Source organism: Neorhodopirellula pilleata (assembly GCF_007859915.1).
In the GTDB taxonomy this organism is placed as follows: Bacteria; Planctomycetota; Planctomycetia; order Pirellulales; family Pirellulaceae; genus Rhodopirellula; species Rhodopirellula pilleata.
In genome coordinates this window covers 533,925-556,176 of the sequence record NZ_SJPM01000004.1, presented here as the reverse complement: position 1 = coordinate 556,176, position 22,252 = coordinate 533,925, and the positions used below count along the sequence as shown (strand labels likewise).

The window sequence follows — 22,252 nt, the reverse complement described above, 5'->3', positions numbered from 1 at the left end:
ATTCTGGGGGAGGGGGGCGTTGTGCGCGGTCGGTCAAAATCAGACTCGCAATCCGCTTCGCTGCGTTTCGCAATGGCCAAACCTCAAAACGCAGAACCGATTTCGTCCTTGGTGAATAATGCGGGTTTAATCGTAACCCGCTGCGTAAGCGAGGGATGAGTCAATATCAATTATCCCTCGCTTACGCAGCGGGTTACGAAAAAAGCGCAACTTCAAAACGCGCAAGCGAGGGGATTGATCTCATTCATCCAAATCCCAGCGAAACCACTCGCTTGCCGGGCTGTTGATTGAATCGTTTAACGGCAAGCCGCAGGCGACAGAGTTTGAAAACACGGGCGCCTGCGGCTTGCCGTTAAACGAAAACGCCCAAACGTGCACTCAATCAACACGCCCTCACGCGTCGGGCTTGTTTGGCTGCGGCTTCGCCGCGTTGAGATGAACTCTTGCTACGGTCGGACGGACTGAAGCTTGGCTTGATAGGATTGCAAGATGGATTCGTAGTCGCTTCGGATTTTCTGAGGGACGTCGATTCCCGAAACATGATCCCGGATCACGGCGAACACGTTGCCGACCGAACCGGCATCGGCGCGCGTTTCAACCAAGAGCAATTGACCGTCTTGGCTTAACACTGCCATCGATCCGGGAGGCAACCTGAGCTTGCGAAGAGCGGTGTTCATTTCATCGGCCTCCCACACCAAAACCGGAGGCGAGGGCAAGCGTTCGAACTGGCGAACCGATTCGCGTTCGTGAGCGACCAAATGCATCGTCGCGGTCCCATTCAATGCGGGGATCGCGGCGGTGATGTTGGCGAACCACTGCTGAAAAGTTGCCGCATCTTCGGGCGAGTTGGCGATCAAATGGTACGGAGACTCCGACGACGATCGATTCCAGCGACTCAAATCAAAACAGCGACCAAGCAATGGAGAAGGTGGCGGCGGGGGGACCGGCACGAACGCTCCAACGAAGATCGGTGGAAAACCCGGAAGCGACTCCATCGTGCCGCTTCCTTGCGGCTGAAAGGTCGCTTCGTTTAAGTCCAACTGCAACGACCAGTCGTCCGCGACCATGTTCGTCGGCGGAAGCGTTTGCGGCGGTGGGAACTCGACACGGCGAATCAAGCTGGTGGCCGGTTCGATCCAAAACACGAAACGATCGCGATCGGAAACCACTTCGATCCGTTGTAAACGCTGTTGATTGATTCGACCATCGTCGAGCCAAGTGAATTGGTCGTTGGTGTCGGATCGCAATCGAAACAGTCCGCTCATCGGCTCGTCGGCAAGCAACCATTCGAGTTGCGGCGGCGGCCCGGCGAGGCCTGCCGAAAGGCGCGAACGCAGTACTTCATCGGCCAACACTTGATCGAGTTGCAGGCGATCTTTGGTATTCGCGTTCCAGGCGGTTCGCAAGGTTTGCGAATCGAAATTTCCTGTTTCGGGTTCGTCGAACCAAGCGATCACTTCGGCGCGATCTTGCACGTCGACTCGGATGCGAACCGCATAGGCATCGACGTTCAAACGACGGTGGTTGAACTCCACTCTCAAAGGTGCCGTCGAAACGAACTCGTCGGCCGACGATGTTGTTCCACGGCGCAGCGTAACGACGGCGTTGTCCCGATAATAAGAGCATACCTGATACCGTCGGAAAACTTCTCGCAACCGAATCTTCGCGTCTGCTCGTTGACCGATCGGTTGTCCGTCGGATTCCATGATAGCGGCCCGACGATCAGCATCCTGATTTTCTGAAACAAGATCCTTTGGTTCGGATCGTTGGCACCCGTGCAAGATACCAATCACTACGAGCAAACCGAGGCCGTGGACAAGGCAACGGATCCGGGAGACTTGCGAAACGCGGTGACAAAGCATTAGTTTTCCGGAGAAGCGGGAATCTCGAGCAAGGAGGCGAGTTTGGTCGGCTTGCACAGTAACCGTTTATCGGCGGCCGCCCTACCGCACTTTTTGCAAACGTACTTGGCCTCGTTAATTTGGATCGCCAGTAACGGCAGTGATTCCTCCATGGTGGTTCGATTCCATTTGCAGATTTCTTTCTTGGGCAGTTTGAGATTCACAAAAGGGCTTTTTAGAAAGGGGAGAAAGTAGGTCTCAATAGCGTGTTGATCGAATCGTAACCCGATGGGTGACGGCGTGTTGATTGAGTGCACGTTTGGGTGTTTTCGTTTAACGGCAAGCCGCAGGCGTCTGCGTTTTCATACTCTTTCGCCTGCGGCTTGCCGTTAAACGAATCAATCAACACGTCTCCAACGGCAACAAACGACAATCGCGTGGAAGTTTGTTCCGGTTATGACCTTCCAGACGAATGTCGGGGCTGAGCGGTTCGTCGGGTTTGACGGTCCTCTCGTCAGGCGATTCGGTCGATGCGTGGCAGCCGACTTGCAGTCCGAGCAGGCGAAGGGTCGATAGCACAAGTGTATTTCATGGACGAAATCACTCACGCGATGGATCGCAATATGGCTGTGCAACGAGCCGAAAGGTCACACCTCAATGGTGTCGACTCTGATCGGCTTGCTTCGAACGGGAAGCGACTGAGCGAACAACAAACGGGCTGCGGTGGCGGGCTGCGTTGCTGCACGGTCGGGGCGATGTCGGCGATCTCGTTCAAAACGGTCGCATTGACTGCCATTTTAGCCGGTTGCGCAACCGGGATCGCTGGCGGTGACGAGGCCGCATGGCAACCACGTCCGCTGGCCTTGCCCGCAACGTCCGAAAATTGGCAATGGTCGCCTCCGGTGAAGGAGACTACCGATCCTGCGCCGGTAGCTCAAATCATTCTGCCACCGCCGCCGCCCGCTCCGGTCGAACCCGAACCGGAGCCCACGCCTGCGGAAATCCGTCAGGAACGAATCGCACAAAAACGCGCCGAAATGCGTGAGCGTTCGGAATTGGAAGAAGCATCGCGGTCATCCTATTCCTTGCCGCCTTCGGATCAAATCAACCTCGGATCGCGGAAGTCACAACTCGCGGAAAAGGCCGTCGAACAACTCCGCTTGGCCAATTGGGCGACCAAACGAGGAGCGATCGCCTCGGCGAAAGCCGCCGCCATCGACACCCTTCGCACGATCGCCGCATTGCGAGACGCCCAGATCGGCGACAACTCCCACACCCTCGCGCTCAACGAGTGCTTCGACGCAGTTCGCGAGTCCGCCGACTTTGCCGGTCGCTACGGCCCCGTCGACACGCGGGCGATCGCTCGTTTGATCGAGGTCCACCAAACGCCGGCGCTCAAGCAGATCAACACAGAAAACTTGACATCAGCGAGAGCGGTCGAAGCCTATTTGAACTTCGCTAAGGTGCGATTGACTCAGGCGGTCCATGGCGGACCACTCGCTGCGGAGGCCGCCTTGATTCTTGCGGATCTTGAGGTGTTGGTCAGCAACGGCGCGGTTGAGAACTCGGCCGATCACTCTTCATTGCATTCGGCCGAACTGGCCCTGATGTACCGGCGGGCCGCCGTCGAAATTTCTCCGGACAATGCGGACGCTTACGCACAACTCGGACGTACGCTGTTGCGGCGGTCGATCCCCGGTGCCGCCAAGGAATGTCTGTTGGCCAGCGTCAGTGTTCAGCCGACGCGGCAACGAGTCGAAGCGTTGCTTGAGGCGGCCGCACTTTCAGGCGACTTCCTGCTGGTCGACCAGTGTGAGAAACAGCTCGCCGGCACGACGTTACCAAGTGAACTGCCCGTTCAGGTTATGTCGCCCGAAGCGTTCGCTCGAACGAGCCACCCGATGCCGCAACATGCGATGGCTCAGCATTCGGCACCAACGCAATCATTCACGCCGGTTCCCCAACCTGGCTTCGACGTTCGCGTGGCCGCGCAACCCGATCAACGACACCCTCACGGGCAAAACCAACCCCGCGGGCCAAGTCTTCCTACCGACCAATCGCAGCGGTCGACCGGGCAGATCCTCGATCCCACATTGCCCGTCCCTCCGTTGGCGATCCGGTCTTCGGGCCGATCGTACTGGTAGGCAAATATGGACATTTCCGAATTCACTATGAGCGTTGCTGGGAATTTGATGACTGACATCGCCACGAACCGAACCGACTGGCCTGCTGAAAGGTCGGTATTGACACGAACTTTCCAAGATTTGTTTTTATTCCGCATGCCGGCTTGGCTCCGACCTCTAACGAATGTCGGGGCAGTCTTTCAGGGCCAAAGGCCCGGCAGTTTACCTAGCCCAGCCCGCAGGGCTGGGTTGAATGTGCGAGCGATCCATGAAGGGCCGAAGGTCCGGCCGTTTGCTAGCGACGTGAACAAACGGCCGGACCGTTGGTCCTACATGGTAACGTGCTATCGATCACCCAGCCCTTCGGACTGGGCTAGGCAAACGGATGGGCCGTTGGCCCGAAAACCGCTTAGGTTGGTTTTAGTTGCGATTTTCTTTGTGATGTTCACCCATGTGGCGATCGGTCCTCACGTCATCGCTCAGGAACTCATCGGACCAGGAGCAAGCTCACCGATCGCCGAGGAATTGCCTGCGCCGACATTCGATGATGAGGCCGACCAAGCCGGATCCATGGATCGACTCGAAGAGTATCGTCGCACCCTGGAAGAGCACCTGCTCAAAAAAGAGCAGGCCAAATTGGAAGCACGATCACGTTTCGAATCACGATCGCTCGATCGCATTCCCGCCCCGTTGCCACCCCGGCGGATTTCCGAGGAATCTAACATTGATGAACCTGGACGATGGTCGGAAGCTGATCGCCAATCCAGTCCTGAACCATCCGGTGCACCTGAGAATGAAGACGAGTTACCATCACCGAGTGATCTGAAACGCAATCGTGATCAGCGATTGGATGACCTGCTCGCGCCACCGGTTCCTTCGAAGGACTCCAGTCCCAAAGCGACCGACGATCTGCCGTCGCCATTGCCGAATCGGCAACCAACACCGCGTCCCAAACCGCCCTCACCACAACCACTTGGAGGCGGAGCGATCGGTGGCAATGTCCCCAAGTTTGAGGTGACGCCCGACGAGGAACGGCAGCGACTGTCGCTACCTAAGAAAAAGTCGAGCGAAGAGGCCGAGTCAAACGTAAACAAATTAGTGAAGCCGCAAGAACCTTCGACCGATCGGAGCAAACCGCCGGCCGATCCGACGGCTCAATCCGTCTTGCAACCGTTGATGCCTCACGAAGACGAAAGCTGGAAAAACTTAGTCGACGCCGAACGTTACCGTTGGGGAATGCCGGCGAGTTTTCGTGGCACCGCTCCGCTCTCCGATGTCATGTGCTCGACCTGTGGTGGTTGCGTCGATCGGCGTGGCAAGTGTGGCGTCGATCGGCTCGGGAGAATCGTGGGCGTGGGGACGACCGAACGCCCGAAGTGCCAGTGCTGGCGATGCCCACAACAACCGCCCTTCAACACCTATGGCGTTGGCGGCTACGTCGGACCGGCGCGAACCACGCCTGTCGCCGAGTATCGTCTGCGCGGCGGTGACCAAATCGAATTAACGTTTCTAATCAAAACAGTTCGAACTGCGGGCGCTTACCGATTGGTCGTCGGCGACGAGCTGTTGATCGAATCGGACGCCGATGCCAACCTGACTCGAGGGACACTCGACAGCGGCTTGGAGATTCAGCCGGACGGGACGATCACTTTACGGTTCATCGGACAAGTCCACGCGGCCGGTCAAACGATCGAACAACTCCGCGCGGTCCTGAACGATCGCTATGAGGAGTACTACCCGGATCCGGCGATCGACGTGACGCCCGTGCAAACCAACAACGTCGCTCGACAAATCCGCGAAGCGATCAGTGGTTCGGAAGGTTTCAATCCGCAAACCACGGTGCAGACGATCACGCCCGAAGGCACAATCCGATTGCCACGACTGGGGGCCATCCCGACCCAAGGTTTGACCCTTGGCGAATTGAAACAAGAGATCAACTTACGTTACGATTCACTCGGTGCCGGGTTGGAAGTCGAAGTCGTGCTCGAACAACAAGCCCCGCACTTTGTCTATGTCTTGGGCGAAGTCACCCAACCGGGTCGTTTTGAAATGACGACGCCGACGACGGTTTTGGGTGGTTTGAGCTTGGCGGGCAGTTACGTACCGGGTGCCAATTTGCGTCAAGTCGTGATTTTTCGACGCGGTGCGAATTGGGAGCTGCTATCAACGATCCTCGACCTGCGTGGGGCGATCTTGGGCAAAGCCTCGCGTCCGGCGGACGAGATTTGGTTGCAAGACGGCGATATCATCATCGTCCCGCCTACCCCCATTCGGGTGTTCGACCGTTTCGTTCAGCAGGTCTTCACCGAGGGCATCTACGGCGTTGCTCCGTTCCTCGGCAACGGCCTCTTGTTCCCCGTAGAAGGCAACCTCAACTGAGTCCTCGGTTTTCGAGATTGGCTCGGGGGAGTATCTTGTGCACTGGGAAACATTTCTTCCCACGTTGCTAAGCTACTGTGTCGCTTACCTTTGATTGACCCTCCCAGCTAATTTTTCAGTCCAGAACATGCCTGCGAAAACATTGCCTTTCGATCGCACTTTGATCGACCGGATCGCCGCTGACCATCCAACGCCGTTTGTGATCTATCACGAAGATGGTATCCGGAAACGAGCCCGCGATCTCAATGCGGCGTTTGCTTGGAACGAGGGGTTTCAACAGTACTTCGCCGTCAAAGCGACGCCCAACCCTCACATCGTCGCGATGTTGGCTGAGGAGGGCAGTGGTGCCGACTGCAGCAGTGTGGCCGAACTGATCACTTGCCGGCGATTGGGTATTACCGGCCACGATGTGATGTTCACGTCCAACAACACGACGCTCGAGGAGTTCGAAATCGCCAACGACCTCGGAGCGATCATCAACCTCGACACTCCTCATCACATCGAGCAGCTTCAGCAACTCGACCACTTGCCCGAGATGGTTTCGTTCCGGTTCAACCCCGGCCCCGAGCGTCAAGGCAACGTCATCATTGGCGATCCCAAGGAAGCCAAGTTCGGTTGCACACGAGAACAGATCTTCGAAGGTTACGCCAAGTGTGCCGAGATCGGTATCACGCGATTCGGGTTACACGCGATGGTCGTGTCGAACGAACTGAATGTCGACGCGCTCTTGCAAACGGCCGAAATGCTGTTCGACCTCGCTATTCAAATCCACGAACGAACGGGCGTGAAGGTCGAATGCATCAACTTGGGTGGTGGAATCGGCGTGGCCTATCGTCCGGAGCAATCCGAGATCGATCTGCAAGCGTTCGGCAGTGGCGTTCAATCGCTGTATGAATCCAAACTCGTTCCGGCCGGCTTGGCTCCGGTTCGATTGATGATGGAAAACGGTCGTGCCATGACGGGACCTTATGGTTTTTTGATTTCCAAAGTCATCAATCAAAAGTCGTCTTACAAGAATTACGTCGGCGTCGACGCTTGCATGAGCAACCTGATGCGTCCGGGCATGTACGGTGCCTATCACCACATCAGTGTCTTGGGCAAAACATCCGAGCCCGAAAGTCAGTTGGTCGACGTGGTTGGTTCGTTGTGTGAAAACAATGACAAGTTTGCGATCGATCGTCATTTGCCGGAAACCGAAGTCGGCGACATCGTGGTGATCCACGACGCCGGTGCGCACGGTCACTCGATGGGATTCCAGTACAACGGACGATTGCGTTCGGCGGAATTGATCTTCAATGATGCGGGCGAATTCCGGCAAATCCGACGTGCCGAAACGTTTGACGATTACTTTGCCACCGTCGATTTTTCAAGCGTCCCGGTGCTGGCTCGCACCTAGTAAGCATTCGGAAATAACTTCCTGATTTCCTAACCCGACGCGTCACGGGCTGTTGATTTAGTCCTCATCGAAACCCGAAGCGTGAGCGAGGGATACATACATATGCCTTAATGACGCTGAATCCCTCGCTCACGCTTCGGGTTACGATTAAATCAACAGGCCCGTCAGCGAGGGATCAAGTCTAACGACACATCCCTCGCTGACGCGTCGGGTTCCGATTCTCTTGCTCGATGCAAATGCCAAAACTATTTCCGAACAGTAATTTCTCTTAACTTTTTCTTCCAACTTTCACTGCGCAATTGATTCTCATGCCCAAACTCACCGTAGAAGACGTCGGTACCTTTGACGTTCCCGCCGGCAAACGACTCGTTCAAGCTCTGACCGATGAGGCCGGCACCGATCAACTTCACGCTTGCGGCGGCGTATCGCGTTGCACGACGTGCCGGGTCGAGTTTGTCGAGGGTGAGCCTGACAAGATGACCGTCGCGGAAAAGGAAACGTTGAAAGTTCGCGAAGTCACGCAACCAGGTGTACGTTTAAGTTGCCAAATCACATGCGACCACGACATGACCGTCAAGGTGATCAGTCGCCTCGAAGGCAGCGGCCGCAAAGACCAAGGCGGTCCGGTAGCCGATGAGATCCAACCTGAGCCGCAATGGACAACCAAGTAGGCTGGGTAAAAAGTAGGCTGGGTGGAGGAGGCTTTGCGACGAACACCCGGCGTTTGGCCGTGAGCCATTCATGCTTGGCCAGTCGCATCTAATCTGCCGCCTTGAGTGCTTCATCCACATTTGACTTTAAGGTTTTAGCAACGTGGCTCGACGGTCCTCCGTCGAGAATCACGGTGGGGACCACCGTGCCACGTATCGTCGAGAATCACGGTGGGGACCACCGTGCCACGTTTCGTCGAGAATCACCGTGGGGACCACCGTGCCACGTTTCGTCGAGAATCACGGTGGGGACCACCGTGCCACGTTTTAGGCCAACCCACGTTTTTTATATTGTCGAAGCACTAGTCTGCCGGGTCTACGCCGAAGCGGCTTCGACCCTGCCTACGATTGGTGATCGCTGCATTACGAATCGAAACTTAATTCGATGTCCGATTGGACGGCCTCGTGACGATGGTCCAAGCGTCCGAGTGTCTTCTCGATCAAGTGTTGCAGTTTTATGGCGGCACCTTCGAACGCGTCTCGCACTGTTGAATCATGATGCCGCACCGACATCGGTTTCAATCCACGCAGTCGGACCTCCATCACGCAACGTTTATCATCGTCGCCATGAAATTTGTCCGGACTGTGTTCCTCGGCTAAGAACACCTCCACCCGAGTGATCCGATCTTCGTACCGTGCCATGGCGTGTTCGACCGCTTCGCTGACGTAGCCGCGAAGAGTTTCATCACCGTGGATGTGGTTGTCGGTGTGGGTTTGGATTTGCATGTTGCCAACCTTTCAAAAGAGGAGAGGACGGAGCGACCGCCAACCCGCGGCGCACCAGTTAACTATACTGCAAGTCCGATACCTGGGCCGGAATTTCGAGTAGAATTGCCGTTGGCACCTTTTGTCACACCCGGTTTCATCGGTTCTCTGGCTAATCGGTTCTCGTGTTCATCGGGCGAGTAAAATAAATCCCGCCTAGAGTTTCCACCTGAGCCACGGTGCTGATGCGGTACACTCGAACCGAAAAGTTGAGTGGCCCGTGCGAAATCGCACGGTGGAGCACACCCCTCTTTGCCAAAACGCTCACTTGCCTGCTCGAGATCACCTTCAAACCTCCCCTAAAATTCCACCTCGAATGAAAATGAAGACTCCTTTGAATTTACGCATGTATCGGAGGGTTTTGCCCCAGACGTTGACGATCATCGGCTTGGCAATGACCGCTGTCGGGTGGGCTATGCCCGCTCCGGCGGAGTCGGCGGCCGAGATTTTCATCGAAACGGAAAGCTTTGCCGATCGTGGTGGCTGGCAACTGGACACTCAGTTCATCCAGCAGATGGGATCGCCCTATTTGATCGCTCACGGGCTCGGTCGTCCGGTCGAAGACGCCTCGACTACGTTCGCGGTCGAAAGCCCAGGTCGTTATCGATTGTGGGTTCGAACGATCGATTGGGTTGCACGCTGGAACGCGTCACCATCGCCCGGCCGATTCGAAGTCATCGTTGGCGATCAAACCGTACCGACCACGTTCGGAACCCAATCGGCAGCTTGGGCATGGCAAGACGGCGGCGTTTTGGACTTGGCCGCCGGCGAACACAAGCTTCGCTTGCACGACCTAACAGGTTTCGATGGACGTTGCGATTGCGTTTACCTCACAACTGACTTGGAAACGACGCCCCCGGAGGTCGACGATGTGCTCTCGCAGTGGCGTCGTTCTCAGTTGGGATTGCCGGAGAAACCCGTGGAAAAAGGGCCGTATGATTTAGTTGTCATCGGCGGCGGTTACTCCGGAATGGGCGCAGCCCTTTCGGCCGCTCGAATGGGATGCCGTGTTGCGTTGGTTCAAGATCGTGGTGTTCTGGGTGGTAACGGTAGCAGTGAAGTTCGTGTTTGGGCGATGGGTAACATCCGACGCGGCAAGTTCCCACGCATCGGCGAAATCGTCGAGGAGTTTTGTGATCGTGCGACGAAGTCGCCGGGAACCTTCGAGGAATTCGGTGACGACAAAAAAGAACTGATCGTCTTGGCGGAAAAAAGCATCGACTTGATGCTTCATCATTTCGCCTATGACGTCGACGCGGTGGATGCGAAGTCCGGCTCTGATGAACCGCCATCACGTCACATCACCGGCGTGCGTTTGCTCAACACGATGACGGGGGAAGACCTTCGAGTCGTGGGCGACCGGTTCGTCGACTGCACCGGTCACGGATGGATCGGAGCGTGGGCGGGCGCCGATCTTGATATGACTTCCGAAGGAAGAATGGGCATGAGCAACATGTGGCGATGGGACGAAACCGATGCGCCCCAAACGTTTCCCGATACGCCTTGGGCGTTGGACTTGAACATGGCGGACTTCCCGTACCCGCGTGACCATCACGGTCAGTGGTTTTGGGAAAGCGGTTTCGACAAAGATCCGCTCGGCGGCGCCGAAGCGATTCGCGATTGGAATTTGCGAGCGGTTTATGGAGCGTTCAATGCGATGAAGAACCGCGACGGCGCGGACGACCACAAGAACGCGACGTTGACTTGGGTGGCATTCGTCGGTGGCCCTCGTGAGAGCCGCCGCTTGATGGGCGACGTGGTTTTGACCGAAGACGACATCGTTGCTAAACGAGACTTTCCTGACGGATGTGTCCCGAGCACATGGTCGATCGACTTGCATTACCCCAAAGACCAGTACGCCAAAAAATTCCCCGACAACCCTTTCATCAGCGTCGCCGTTCACGATCGTCGCGTTGATCGGATGTACGGATACCCGGTTCCCTACCGATGCTTTTACAGCCGCAACGTCGACAACCTATTCATGGCCGGTCGTTGCATCAGCGTCACGCACGAGGCCCTTGGTACGGTACGCGTGATGAAGACGTGTGGCATGATGGGTGAAGTCGTCGGCAAGGCGGCGTCGATTTGCGAACGACACGATTGCGATCCCCGTGATGTCTATGAATCGCATCTCGATGAGTTGTTAGAACTACTGCGATTGCCGGGCAAGGCCCGTCGCGAAACCGTCAGCAGCGAAATCAAGATCCCCGACGACGCGATGGACGAAGCCGGTCCGATGGGGCCGATGCCCGGACGCGATCCGGCGAAACTGCCGGGGATCGTCGTGGATGATCGCGACGCGATCCTCAAGGGCAATTGGGCCGAAGGAACCGGCCTGAAGGGCTACGTCGGTTGGGCATATCGTTATGCGGGCAACAACTCTTCCGCCCAAGCGCGTTTCAACGTCAAGGTACCAAGCGATGGCCAGTACCGGCTTCAGATCTACAGCACACCACATGAAAACCGGGGAAACACCGTTCCCGTTTCGGTTGAGGTCGATGGCAAGTCCGTTAAATCACTGCGAATCAATCAACGTGAAGACGGCGAAGAAGCACCGATCGATGGAGGGACTTTCGAGTTCTCGGCCAATCAAACCGTGGCGGTGATCCTATCGACAGAGAACGCCGGTGGGAACGTTCACATCGACGCGATCGGTTGGGTGCCGGCCAAGAATTAGTTTTCTAGGCATCTTCTGAACAACAAGTGGTGGCGACTTTCAGTCGCCAGGTCCTGAAACGGCGACTAAAAGTCGCCGCCACTTCTAAAACGCATCAGTCATTGATCCCGCGATGCTTAGATTGTGCTCGCGACTCGCACCGCCCATTGCGAACGATTCTCCTTGATAGTACTGACTCTTGAACGCTGCCTTTCGCTCTTGGGCAAGGTATCGCTCCGGAGTCAAGAATGGTTTGGGGGCGGTAGACATCGGGAGCATTCTCATTGATCAAGGACAACGAACTCATCGCACGTATTTCGATTGTCGCAGCAACGCCGTGTTCTGCCAAGTAATATTGGTCTTTCGTTGTCGACGATGGCGTCAGCGGATATGTTGATGTGCCGATCGCGTCCAACTCATTTCCAATCAATCTCGATGCTCGCTTCGATTCCTTCTGAGATTCGTCTGCTGATGGATAACGTCCGGTGGGAAACCTACGTCGCGTTGGCTGACGGTCGTCGGGGGAGTCTTCCAAGGATCGTTTATGACCGCGGGTTGATGGAACTGATGAGTCCCAAAAAAGAGCACGAGAAGATCAAGACATTACTTGGTCGTTTGATCGCGGCTTATGCCGAAGCTGTCGAGCTCGATATCGACAGCGTTGCGTCGCTGACATTTCGTCGTGAGGACCTACAGCGTGGTTTCGAGGCGGACGAATCCTTCTACGTCGTCCACGCCGAATCGATGCGTGTTCGAGAAGAGATCGACCTATCGACTGACCCGCCCCCGGAATTGGTAATCGAAGTAGAGATGACCACATCGGCGATTCGCAAATTAGAACTTTTTGCGAAACTCGGAATCGGCGAGGTTTGGCGACATGATGGTGAGCAATTGCGGGTGTATCACCTCGACGGCGAAGCGTACCGAGAGGTATCGGAGAGTCATGTGCTTCTCGGTTTTCCACTGGCCAAATCCCAAACGGTGCTCGCCAAGCGGAACCAGGAAAGCGAGATTTCGCTGATCAAGGCGTTTCGACTCGAAATAGAAGCATCACGTTCGGATTGAACCGTCGCGTCGCGCGGCGGAGGCATCCTTGAGATTCGGCCGCCGACCGGGTACTTTTTGCATCCATGAATCATTCCAACGAAACCATCGTCCGCGAAGCGGTTGCACTCGACGTCCCCGACTCGGATAGCCTGCGGTTTTTGCCCGAAGGCCCAATCCCTCTGACCAAAGACGGCTACTTGTCGTGGGTCGGGATCCAGCACGGAAGTTCGGCCAAACACGGGTCGATCAACTTGCTTGACCTCAACACGAATGAAAACCGTTCCTTCGATCTTCCCGGGCGGCCAGGGTTCGCGTTTGCGTGCGACGGCGTCGATAACGACGGCTTGCCGACCCGATTCGTCGCGGGGGTCGAGCGGGAACTCGGGATCTTTGATTTGACAGATCGCTCCTGGAAACCTTTTCAATCGGATGTCGATTCGGCCGTCACCAACACGATCATCAACGACGGATTGGTTTACGAAGACAACCTGATCTTCGGCACCAAAGATTTAGCGTTCGCCGAAAAGAAGGCCGGCTTGTACTTGTATCGCGGCCAGGATCAAAAACTGATCGCATTGCGAAACGACCAAGTATGCAGCAACGGCAAAATGATTCGCGTCGATGATTCCGGTCGGTTGAAACTGGTTGATATCGATTCGCCGACGCGATTGATCGTCGAATACGACTTGGACATTGATGCAGGCACGATCGGTGAGGCCCGAGTGTTGGTCGATCTGACCAGCGACCCAGGGGTACCCGATGGAGCGGTGCTGACGCCCGAGGGGGACGGAATCATTGTTTCGATCTTCCTGCCGACCGTGGCCGACCACGGTGAAACGCGTCTCTACGATCTCGCGACCGGGAATTTAAGGTGCGTCTGGCGGACGCCAGGATCGCCTCAGAACACTTGCCCTGCTTTGGTCGCGAAGTCGGGCCGAGTGCATTTGGTGATCACGACGGCGGTGGAGAACATGAGTGCCGAGGATCAAGAGAAATGCCCTAACGCGGGACGATTGTTTGTTGGCGAAACGAATTTTGAAGACGCTTCCAAAATCGTGCCTTCGGTTTACCGGGCCCGTTGATTGAACGATTTCGTTTGGGATCGATAAGTTCTCGTTTTTGTGATTTCTGTGCCGTTTGGTGGCTAGCGTGACCTAGATTTGCATAAAAGGTCCGTTCGTTTCTTGCCCCGACCGATAGCATGCACTTCGCTCAAACCGATCCTGTTTTGTCCATTCTTTCGTCCGCCGGTTTGCCGTTGTTGGGCGTGATCTCGATTTTCGCGGTCGGCGTATTTCTCGTCACCGGGTACTCGATGAAGTTCTCGCTTGCCGTGGCCGGCGTGGGACATTTTGGGTTTTGGAAATCCACCGGAATCAGCTTCGCCACGACAACGGCCGTTTTCTTCGTTTCGTGTCTGATGGCGGTGGCGATGTTCCTGCTCAAAGGCGAGAGCGTGGTCGTTGGCTTGATATCCGCTTTCTTATCCGTCACTGCGTTCGCGCTCGTGATTGCGGTGATGGGGAAGTGCGGCATCGTTCGCGGCTATGTGACGTATTTCCTAAACGGTTTCTTCGTTGTCGCCGGCTTCGTCTTGTTGGCCATCGTAATGGTTCCCGTGATGATGGTTGCCGCACCGATGATGAAGATTGATCCGGACGATCTCGCCAGTCTACGTCAAGCATTTCCTCAAGACGGACTTTCATCGATCCGGTCACCGGGTGATGGATCGTCACTGGGGCTGGATTCACTTCGCAACGTTTCGCTAAATCCGGACGATAGACACGACAGTGATTCCGCACTGGAGAGCCTACCTCAGAATTGGCTTCCGGTTCGAAGTTCCGACGCAAGCATCCAGGATGCGTTTTACCAACGTTCGCAAACGCCGGCATCCTCTGGGGAGGAATCACCGTCCGTCCCAGTAACGCGCGGTGTTCAAGCCAATCCGTTCGTTCAATAGATGCGCTGGCAAAAGTCCAAATGCGCTCAATACGGGTTCGATGGTAACCCGCAGCGTGAGTGTTGAAGTTGCGATTTTGCCTGTTGCATTGGTTTTTAGTAACCCGCTGCGTAAGCGAGGGATGAGCCAATATCAATGATCCCTCGCTTACGCAGCGGGTTACGAAAAAAGTGCAACTTCAAAAAGCGTGAGCGAGGGACGAGCAATCATCACGCCGCTATGCGTCGGGTTGCTCCTTGAGCAGTTCCGAGCGAACGCGTTGCAACACATCTTCACGTGGTTTGGCATCTTCGATCGGGAAGCCGATCTGATCAATGATGAAGCCGTACTTGGGATGCCGAGCATCGTCGCTCATTTGGAACTCGGACAACTTTCGTCCTTTCAGCAAAACGATAGCGGCCATCGCGGTGTCGCGGACCTGAGTTTGCACCAACACGCCGCTCGAAAAACGCTGTGCCATGAATTGCTGTTCGGAAACGGGACGCTGATCGGTCAACAAAGGTCGCACGTGCTCAGTGTCGTCCGCGACTCCGAACCGTGCGACCGCCTGGCAGGCCATTCCGAGCGTTACCGGATCAGTGACTTTTTTCAACGTCGTGACCACCATCGGCAGTACTTCCTTGAGATCCCAACTCATTGAGTACCAAAGGATTTCTTGCCGATTGCTTACGTCGTCACGGGTCATCCACCCGGCGAGCAATTGCCGAAACGGTTCGGATAGTTGAGCGTCCTTGAACAGCAGACTCGACGCTTCCTTTTGCAGCACCGAAAACAGTGCCCCTTCGTCGAGTCGGTTGGTCACAACGGATCGATCATTCATTAACAACAACAACGCGATCGCGTCGGACTCCGTTGGCAATCGTTGCTCAACGAACATTCCCCGTTGGATGCGAACGATGGCGGATCGCAGCGCCGTTTGCCGATCCGCAGACGAGCCGTTGAGCGACTGCGCGACATCTTCATGACGCATGACTAAGTCGACGTAGAGTTCTCGAATTCGGACACCGTCGCCGAGGATTTTCGTGGCGACGTTCCATCCGTCCATCGAGACATCGTGGCCAGCCAAGAACGCGTCGATTCGGCCGGCGGCTTCGCCTTGAACGATCCCATCAGCGATATCCGATGCGCGAGTTCGAACTTCAATATCGGCGTGGTTGGCTGCGGTCTCACGAAGTGATCGGAGCGCCGGTTGTCCGATCCGTCGCAATGCAACGGTCGCTTGCTCACGTGCGGCAAATTCGGTCGACCCGAGCTGCGCAATCCAGCCTTGTAACGGATCATCATCGGATTGTTCGGATGCGTTCGAATCTTTCACTGCGAGATTTTCATCGGCTGGTACTGTTTCGATTGCGTCTGATGCCCTTGCCTTTTGAAACACCGATGCAATTTGATCTGCCGGCATTGGTGGGACGGCGACCACGCGCGTGATCGCTTCGCCTCCTTCCGAACCGGCGGAGGAATCCTCGGGCGATTGGGCGACCGAACGGGTCGCGATGGATGAGATGAGTACAACGATCATCATCGCCATCGCGAGATCGATGCGAACAGTTCGACGCCGGTATTGCAGGATGGCGATCGGGTACCGAAAGGTTTGATTCGCTCGGACAGTTTGATTCGCTCGGACAGGCAGACGGTTCATCGAAATCACTTCAACGGAATCAATAGTCGGACGGACGAAATCGGCGAGGTTGCCGATCCGGCACATTGTAGGGCATCGTCCGGGATGACAATCCAAAACATCCCAAGATTATCCGTTGCCTTCGGTCGATTCGCAGGCTAACCTGAAAAGCGAACTGGTTGAAATCTCAGAGATTTCGACCCGCAAACTATTAGGGATTTGCGGCCGCTTGCAGCCTCACTGCTAAAAAGCCATAGAAATGAAAACCAATCTGATGGATTCGGTGGACTTCACCGAGAATGTGCCCACCGAGGCTTCTTCCGACTCGATCTTGTCGGACACTCCCCGCCCGAACGCTTCAGCGTTTGCTCAATCGCCCCCCCCGTCCGGCGACAAGACACCCGAACTGACATCGGGTGTTTCGACGCGTTGCGTCCACGGCGGCGAAGCCCGGCAAAAATCCGAAGGGTCGATCACGACACCCATTTATTCGGCGTCCACTTTCACCTTCGAATCGACCGACGAGTTGCTCGATTTCGTCGAAGGACGCCAAAGCCGTGAAGAATACGGTCGTTATGGCAACCCGAACGAGCGAGTCGTCGAAGCGAAGCTTGCCGCGCTCGAAGGCGCCGAAGACGCGATCCTTTACTCCAGCGGCATGGCGGCTATCGTCGGCTTGTTGATGACGAAGTTATCCGCCGGTGACGAGATCGTGTTCTTCGATCAATGCTATCACCGCAGTCGTGAGTTCTGTTCGAAACATCTGGCCCGATTCGGCGTCGTCACCCGACAAGTCCGCACCGGTGATTTTGATGCGATGGAAGCGGCGATCAATCCGCGAACCAAGACGCTCGTTTCGGAGTCGCCCACCAACCCGCATTTGACGTGTGTGGATTTGGAAAAGTTCGCGGCGATCGGCAAAGCGTACGAGATCGAAACCTTGATCGACGCTACGTTGGCGACTCCCTTGAACCTCAAGCCGATCGACTTCGGCGTTGACTACGTCTTGCACTCGGCGACAAAGTACTTAGGCGGCCACAACGACTTGTTGGCCGGAGTGATTTGCGGGCGAAAGGAGTTGCTTGATCCGGTGCGAGGCTTGCGCGGTTGTTTGGGCAGTGTGAACTCGCCTCATAATCTTTCATTGCTCGAGCGAGGCCTGAAGACGTTTGCGTTGCGGATGGCACGTCACAACGAAAACGGAATGGCGGTCGCCACGTTTTTGGAAAACCATCCTCGGGTCGATCGGGTTTATTATCCCGGCTTGGCATCGCATCCTTCCCACGCGATCGCGCGGGAACAAATGAACGGTTTCGGCGGGTTGATCACGTTCACCGTCAAGGATGCCGATTGGAAACAGACCGCCAAAGTGGTCGATGCCGCCCGCATCGCCCGCATCGCACCGAGCCTCGGTGGCGTCGAATCGCTGATCGAGCAACCGCTCGTGATGAGTTACTTCAGCTACTCGCCCGAAGACCGTGCGAAGTTCGGGATTGCCGACAACATGATTCGGTTCTCGTGCGGGATCGAAGACAGCGACGACTTAATTGCCGATTTGGATCAAGCGTTGGCGGCGGTCTGAGATGGCTGGTTTTCGCACGCGTGCCATCCACGTCGGCAATGAAGTCGATCCGTCGACCGGCGCGGTCGTACCCCCGGTTCATTTTGCCAGCACGTTCGAACAACCGGGCGCGGGCGAATGGGGAAAGTATGATTATTCCCGCAGCGGCAACCCGACCCGCACCGGTTTGCAAACCACGCTCGCGTCGCTCGACGGCGGATGCGGCGCACTGGCGTTTTCGTCTGGGATGGCGGCCATTCACGCCGTCACCATGTTGCTGCGTTCAGGCGATCACGTCTTGGCCGGCAGCGACATCTATGGCGGCGCGTACCGATTGTTGCACCGGATTTGCGATGCGGCCGGGGTAACGGTTTCGCTCGTCGACATGACGGACCTGGACGCGGTCCAATCGGCCATCCGCGATGAAACGAAGTTGATTTGGGGCGAGACGATCGGCAACCCTCGGATGACGATCCCAGACTTGCCCAAGATCGCCGAAATCGCCAAGCAACGCGGCATCTTGACGGGAGTCGACAACACGTTTGGAACCCCCGCGTTGATGCGACCGTTGGATTGGGGGATCGATATCGTGATGCATTCGGCGACCAAGTATTTGGGTGGCCACAGTGATTGTTTGGGCGGTACGCTGGCCGTATCGAATCCGGAATTGTTGGACCGTTTGTATTTCATTCAGAACGCAACCGGTGCGGTCTTGGACCCGATGAGTTGTTTTCTCGTCGCCCGCGGGCTCAAGACGTTGGACGTGCGGGTCCGCGAGCAATCACGCACGGCCATGAAATTGGCCCGTTGGCTTGAGTCGCTCGACCAAGTCCGCGCGGTGCTGTATCCGGGTTTGAAATCACATCGCCAAGCGGGTTTAGCGGGGCAGTTGTTCGACCCTGAATTCGAAGGCGACCGAAAATGTTTCGGGGCCATGATCACGTTCGAATTGGAAGCGTCGCTCGACCAAGTCAAACAAGTCTGCCAAAGCACCCGATTGTTTCATTTGGCCGTGAGTCTTGGCGCGGTCGAATCGTTGATCGAACAACCGGCGACGATGTCTCATGCTTCGTATGCTCCCGAAGCCCGTGCCCGGCACGGCATCACCGATTCGCTGATTCGGCTATCCGTCGGGCTGGAAGATTTTGACGACTTGCAAGCCGATTTGAGCACCGCTTTGGACGCCGCATTGAGTCCTCCGGCGTAGCGCCCGTCGGCTAATCTTCAATGGTAACCCGCAGCGTGAGCGAGGGATTCCTGCTCATCCCTCGCTCACGCTGCGGGTTACCATTGAGCCCGTATTCAGCTCACTTGGAATTTTGTCGGGCGAGTCTCAGTAAGCAGTCTCAGAAGACGCGACATGGTGGGAAGAACGATTTGCAAAATTGCTCTATAATCTTCGAGTGACCCTTCCTCTGACTTGATGATTCATGGCTGACGCACCTTCTCGAAAGAAAACGAAAACCACGGCAACCGGGCTCGTGATCGCGATTTTGATCGGCGGTTACACGATGTTCCGCCCGGCGATCAACCAAGCAACCGGCTGGAATTTGCCGGCGATCGCGCAACAGGAAGCCTCCGTGGCGGCGACGAAAGTTGCGGCGACCGCCGACCGCGCTGAGACGACGACGACTTCGCCGGTTCCATCAACTAGCAAGGACGATCCGAGCAAACCCGGCGCGACTAAGAACCCTCCGGCGCCGCGAGCCCCCACCCAACGAGGCCCGTTGGCGGACCGGATGTCGCCCAGCAAATCTGCCTCCGCCCGTCCGCCGACCGACGGGGTGACTGCCGACAAGGCGACCACCGACTCACCACCCAAGTCCGATCCGTCGTTAAAGTACGGTTTGCTTCGAGAGATCGGTCCTGAGCGTTATCTCTCACCTGCGGGGTTGCTTTACGCACCCGGCAGCGCCGAAGGCCATCGGCTCGAGCACCTGAAACGTCACACCGCCGACCAACCGAATCGACCGGGTAAGCATGGTGTGTTCGACGGTGGCATGGAAGGAGCGTTGACGACGATCGAAAAGGCTTTCGAGAAAGCCAAGGCGAAGCAACGAACCACGACCGAGGAGGATGGCGATCGGACAATCTACACCGTCGACATGGGGAAGCGCATCGGATACATCGGCGGCCGTGAAGGCAACCAAAAACGCAAGCCCATGGCCCGTCGCATCCGCATGGTTCTCGAAGGCAATCGCGTCATCACCGCCTTTCCGCTGTAACTTCAATAATTCATTCCATCGATATCGAAAGCTCTCAAACCCGTGACACGCAGTGCACCCGAACCGGACGATTTGTCATCGTCCTCGATTCCCAACTCAACGATCGCCGCCGGGGAATCGATGCGGCACAACGTGTCTTCCTGTCCGATCTGCGGCGGCGGTTTATGCGGCGTCCGCGCTTATTTTGATGCATCGGGGGTGCTGACCCACGGTCTTGTCGTGTGCGACGAATGCGAAGCGATTTGGCTACAACCGGATACCGGTGGCGTGCATGTTTATGCCGATCCGGAATCGCCCCGATGTCCGATCAGTGGCGTGGAACTTTATCATCGCGGAACGAGCCGATGGGCCAACGAAGACGATCTCGCATCGCTGGGTTGGTCGGCGGCGATCGCGTCCGAATTGACGTTCGAATGTTCGGAAGGACGCCACGATGGAACCTGCTGATCTTATCGACACGTTGTTACAACCCGACGTCGATCCGGTGCAGGGCGGTGTTGCACTGAAACAACTCGCCGACGATCCGCAAATCGGCGGCGATCACTTGTTATCGATGATGACCGAAAAGGCCGATCAATTGCCTGACGCCGACCCGGCATTGATGGGCGGCTTGTTGCGGTTGATTCATATTCGAATCTTGCAGAACAGCGGCGGGAAACCGACCGGGCTGCAAACCGATTGGATCGCGATGATCGCCCGCCAACTTTCGCCCGAAGTCGCCAACCGATATTTGTTATTGCAACTGCTGTCGCTCATTCGAAACAAGGAATCGCTGGGCGCGCTCAACGAGTTGTTGGCCGACTGCCCACCACGCGGATGGATGGCGGCGGGGCAGATCCTTAGCCCGTTGATGCAGCACTCCGATTGGCCAGTCGATGCGTTGTTTCCCGGTGTGCTTGATCGGATCGTCGAGCCCGCGTTGGCGGCACCGATTTTGGACCTGGCGGGTCATTTAGTCCGCTCTCATCGTGTGGCCATCCACCCGGCCGCCGATCGTGTCACCACGTTAAATCGCTTGCTCGGTTCGGTGGCTGAACGTTTGGCGAAGTTCGAAGAAGACCCGCGGTCGTTCGGCACGGACGTGGATCAGGTACAGGCCATCTTGGGCGAAGCGGTCGCGTTAGCCGTTTCGTTATGTGACGCGGTCGGCTTGATCGGCGACCCATCCTCGATCGGTGAACTCAATAAGGCCGCCGAACTGCGACATCGTCGTGTTCAATGCGAAGCGGCCGGGGCATTGGCGAGATTGGGCGAAGGCGTCGGTGCTCAGCATTTGATCGCGCTGACCCAGGAACCTTCGGCGCGTTTGCGGGCGATCGCCTACGCCGACGAACTCGGCATCGGCGATCAGATCGATCCGCAGTACCGCGAACCCGACGCAACGGCCGAGGCCGAAGTGGCGTTGTGGTTGTCGCAACCTCAACAAATGGGCGTGCCCCCGACGCATGTCGAGGTCATCGATTCACGCCGGATCTTGTGGCCGAGTTATCATGACCCGGTCGACGTGTTCTTGGTGCGATTCGAATACTCCTTCGGTGAGCGACAATACAGCAATATCGCAATCGCCGGGCCGACGACGTTCGCGTTGTCGGCCGACGTCGCCGATTTACCGCCCGAAGACATCTACGCAATTTATGCCGGTTGGCATGCCGAACACGACGACATCTTTACCGTCGGAGCTAGAGAACTCAACGATGCCCAGGTGCGACTGACCGAACCGATGCGGGCTCATTTGGAACGACTCGGGTACGAGGCTCTTCAAGTCGAACTACTCGGCTTTTTCTTGGACGAAACCGCCGCCATCTTTTCGGCCGAGCGTGACGGAACTCAGTGCCTCGTCGTCACCGACGGACTCGAAACCATGGATCTCCCCACCGCCGGTCGATTGCGTCCACCGCAAAGTCGGGACATGTTTCATCTCTACAAAGGTCGAAAAATGCTGCGGTCGTTCAATCCGCAAGGCATCTGAAT

The 22,252-nt window shown here is 56.5% G+C and carries 18 protein-coding genes; 13 read left to right on the top strand and 5 right to left on the bottom strand.

Annotated features, from left to right (window positions below; translation table 11 throughout):
- Window positions 1-446: 446 nt before the first annotated feature.
- Both Pla100_RS13120 and Pla100_RS13115 read right to left on the bottom strand, forming a co-directional pair.
- Window positions 447-1,706, bottom strand: a complete 1,260-nt coding sequence (locus tag Pla100_RS13120; RefSeq protein WP_146578103.1) for a hypothetical protein — start codon at window positions 1,704-1,706, stop codon at window positions 447-449.
- A gap of 155 nt (window positions 1,707-1,861) precedes the next feature.
- On the bottom strand, window positions 1,862-2,065 hold the full coding sequence (locus Pla100_RS13115) for a hypothetical protein (RefSeq protein ID WP_146578102.1): 204 nt from the start codon (window positions 2,063-2,065) through the stop codon (window positions 1,862-1,864).
- Between the two features lie 366 nt (window positions 2,066-2,431).
- Between Pla100_RS13115 and Pla100_RS13110 the strand changes: the two genes are divergently transcribed.
- The 4 genes from Pla100_RS13110 to Pla100_RS13095 all read left to right on the top strand — a co-directional run bounded on the left by Pla100_RS13110 (window position 2,432) and on the right by Pla100_RS13095 (window position 8,410).
- Window positions 2,432-3,985, top strand: coding sequence for a hypothetical protein (locus Pla100_RS13110; protein ID WP_146578101.1), 1,554 nt, complete (start codon window positions 2,432-2,434; stop codon window positions 3,983-3,985).
- 420 nt (window positions 3,986-4,405) lie between these two features.
- Entirely contained in the window at window positions 4,406-6,343 is a 1,938-nt protein-coding gene (locus Pla100_RS13105; RefSeq protein ID WP_231603020.1) for a polysaccharide biosynthesis/export family protein, read from the top strand.
- A gap of 127 nt (window positions 6,344-6,470) precedes the next feature.
- Window positions 6,471-7,739: a diaminopimelate decarboxylase gene (locus Pla100_RS13100; protein WP_146578100.1), complete on the top strand. Its 1,269-nt coding sequence runs from the start codon at window positions 6,471-6,473 to the stop codon at window positions 7,737-7,739.
- A 308-nt stretch (window positions 7,740-8,047) separates the two neighbouring features.
- On the top strand, window positions 8,048-8,410 hold the full coding sequence (locus Pla100_RS13095; RefSeq protein WP_146578099.1) for a 2Fe-2S iron-sulfur cluster-binding protein: 363 nt from the start codon (window positions 8,048-8,050) through the stop codon (window positions 8,408-8,410).
- A 402-nt stretch (window positions 8,411-8,812) separates the two neighbouring features.
- Here the strand turns inward: Pla100_RS13095 and Pla100_RS13090 are convergent, their stop codons facing one another.
- A complete protein-coding gene (locus tag Pla100_RS13090; protein ID WP_146578098.1) occupies window positions 8,813-9,175 on the bottom strand; it encodes an HPF/RaiA family ribosome-associated protein in 363 nt (120 codons plus the stop codon).
- Between the two features lie 433 nt (window positions 9,176-9,608).
- Here Pla100_RS13090 and Pla100_RS13085 point away from each other — a divergent pair, with 433 nt between their 5' ends.
- Entirely contained in the window at window positions 9,609-11,891 is a 2,283-nt protein-coding gene (locus tag Pla100_RS13085; RefSeq protein WP_231603019.1) for an FAD-dependent oxidoreductase, read from the top strand.
- An 84-nt stretch (window positions 11,892-11,975) separates the two neighbouring features.
- Here Pla100_RS13085 and Pla100_RS30745 read toward each other — a convergent pair whose 3' ends face one another.
- A complete protein-coding gene (locus Pla100_RS30745) occupies window positions 11,976-12,140 on the bottom strand; it encodes a hypothetical protein (RefSeq protein WP_197167899.1) in 165 nt (54 codons plus the stop codon).
- A 165-nt stretch (window positions 12,141-12,305) separates the two neighbouring features.
- On the opposite strand from Pla100_RS30745, the gene Pla100_RS13080 reads away from it, so the two are divergent.
- The 3 genes from Pla100_RS13080 (at window position 12,306) to Pla100_RS13070 (ending at window position 14,877) form a co-directional block, all read left to right on the top strand.
- Window positions 12,306-12,935 (top strand): Uma2 family endonuclease, encoded by a 630-nt coding sequence (locus Pla100_RS13080; protein ID WP_197167898.1) that lies wholly within the window; start codon window positions 12,306-12,308, stop codon window positions 12,933-12,935.
- Window positions 12,936-13,000: 65 nt separating this feature from the next.
- Window positions 13,001-13,999 (top strand): SMP-30/gluconolactonase/LRE family protein, encoded by a 999-nt coding sequence (locus Pla100_RS13075; protein ID WP_146578095.1) that lies wholly within the window; start codon window positions 13,001-13,003, stop codon window positions 13,997-13,999.
- Window positions 14,000-14,118: 119 nt separating this feature from the next.
- Window positions 14,119-14,877, top strand: coding sequence for a hypothetical protein (locus tag Pla100_RS13070; RefSeq protein WP_146578094.1), 759 nt, complete (start codon window positions 14,119-14,121; stop codon window positions 14,875-14,877).
- 217 nt (window positions 14,878-15,094) lie between these two features.
- Here the strand turns inward: Pla100_RS13070 and Pla100_RS13065 are convergent, their stop codons facing one another.
- Window positions 15,095-16,516 carry a hypothetical protein gene (locus Pla100_RS13065; protein ID WP_146578093.1) on the bottom strand — a complete coding sequence of 474 codons (1,422 nt, stop codon included), beginning with the start codon at window positions 16,514-16,516 and terminating at the stop codon, window positions 15,095-15,097.
- A gap of 238 nt (window positions 16,517-16,754) precedes the next feature.
- Here Pla100_RS13065 and Pla100_RS13060 point away from each other — a divergent pair, with 238 nt between their 5' ends.
- The 5 genes from Pla100_RS13060 to Pla100_RS13040 all read left to right on the top strand — a co-directional run bounded on the left by Pla100_RS13060 (window position 16,755) and on the right by Pla100_RS13040 (window position 22,250).
- Window positions 16,755-18,077: a trans-sulfuration enzyme family protein gene (locus Pla100_RS13060; RefSeq protein ID WP_146578092.1), complete on the top strand. Its 1,323-nt coding sequence runs from the start codon at window positions 16,755-16,757 to the stop codon at window positions 18,075-18,077.
- Window position 18,078: 1 nt separating this feature from the next.
- Window positions 18,079-19,263: a trans-sulfuration enzyme family protein gene (locus Pla100_RS13055; RefSeq protein ID WP_146578091.1), complete on the top strand. Its 1,185-nt coding sequence runs from the start codon at window positions 18,079-18,081 to the stop codon at window positions 19,261-19,263.
- A 223-nt stretch (window positions 19,264-19,486) separates the two neighbouring features.
- Window positions 19,487-20,281, top strand: a complete 795-nt coding sequence (locus Pla100_RS13050) for a hypothetical protein (RefSeq protein WP_146578090.1) — start codon at window positions 19,487-19,489, stop codon at window positions 20,279-20,281.
- A gap of 42 nt (window positions 20,282-20,323) precedes the next feature.
- Window positions 20,324-20,728: a hypothetical protein gene (locus tag Pla100_RS13045; RefSeq protein WP_146578089.1), complete on the top strand. Its 405-nt coding sequence runs from the start codon at window positions 20,324-20,326 to the stop codon at window positions 20,726-20,728.
- Window positions 20,715-22,250, top strand: a complete 1,536-nt coding sequence (locus tag Pla100_RS13040; RefSeq protein ID WP_146578088.1) for a HEAT repeat domain-containing protein — start codon at window positions 20,715-20,717, stop codon at window positions 22,248-22,250. Before Pla100_RS13045 ends, Pla100_RS13040 begins: the two co-directional genes overlap by 14 nt.
- The last annotated feature ends 2 nt before the right edge of the window (window positions 22,251-22,252 follow it).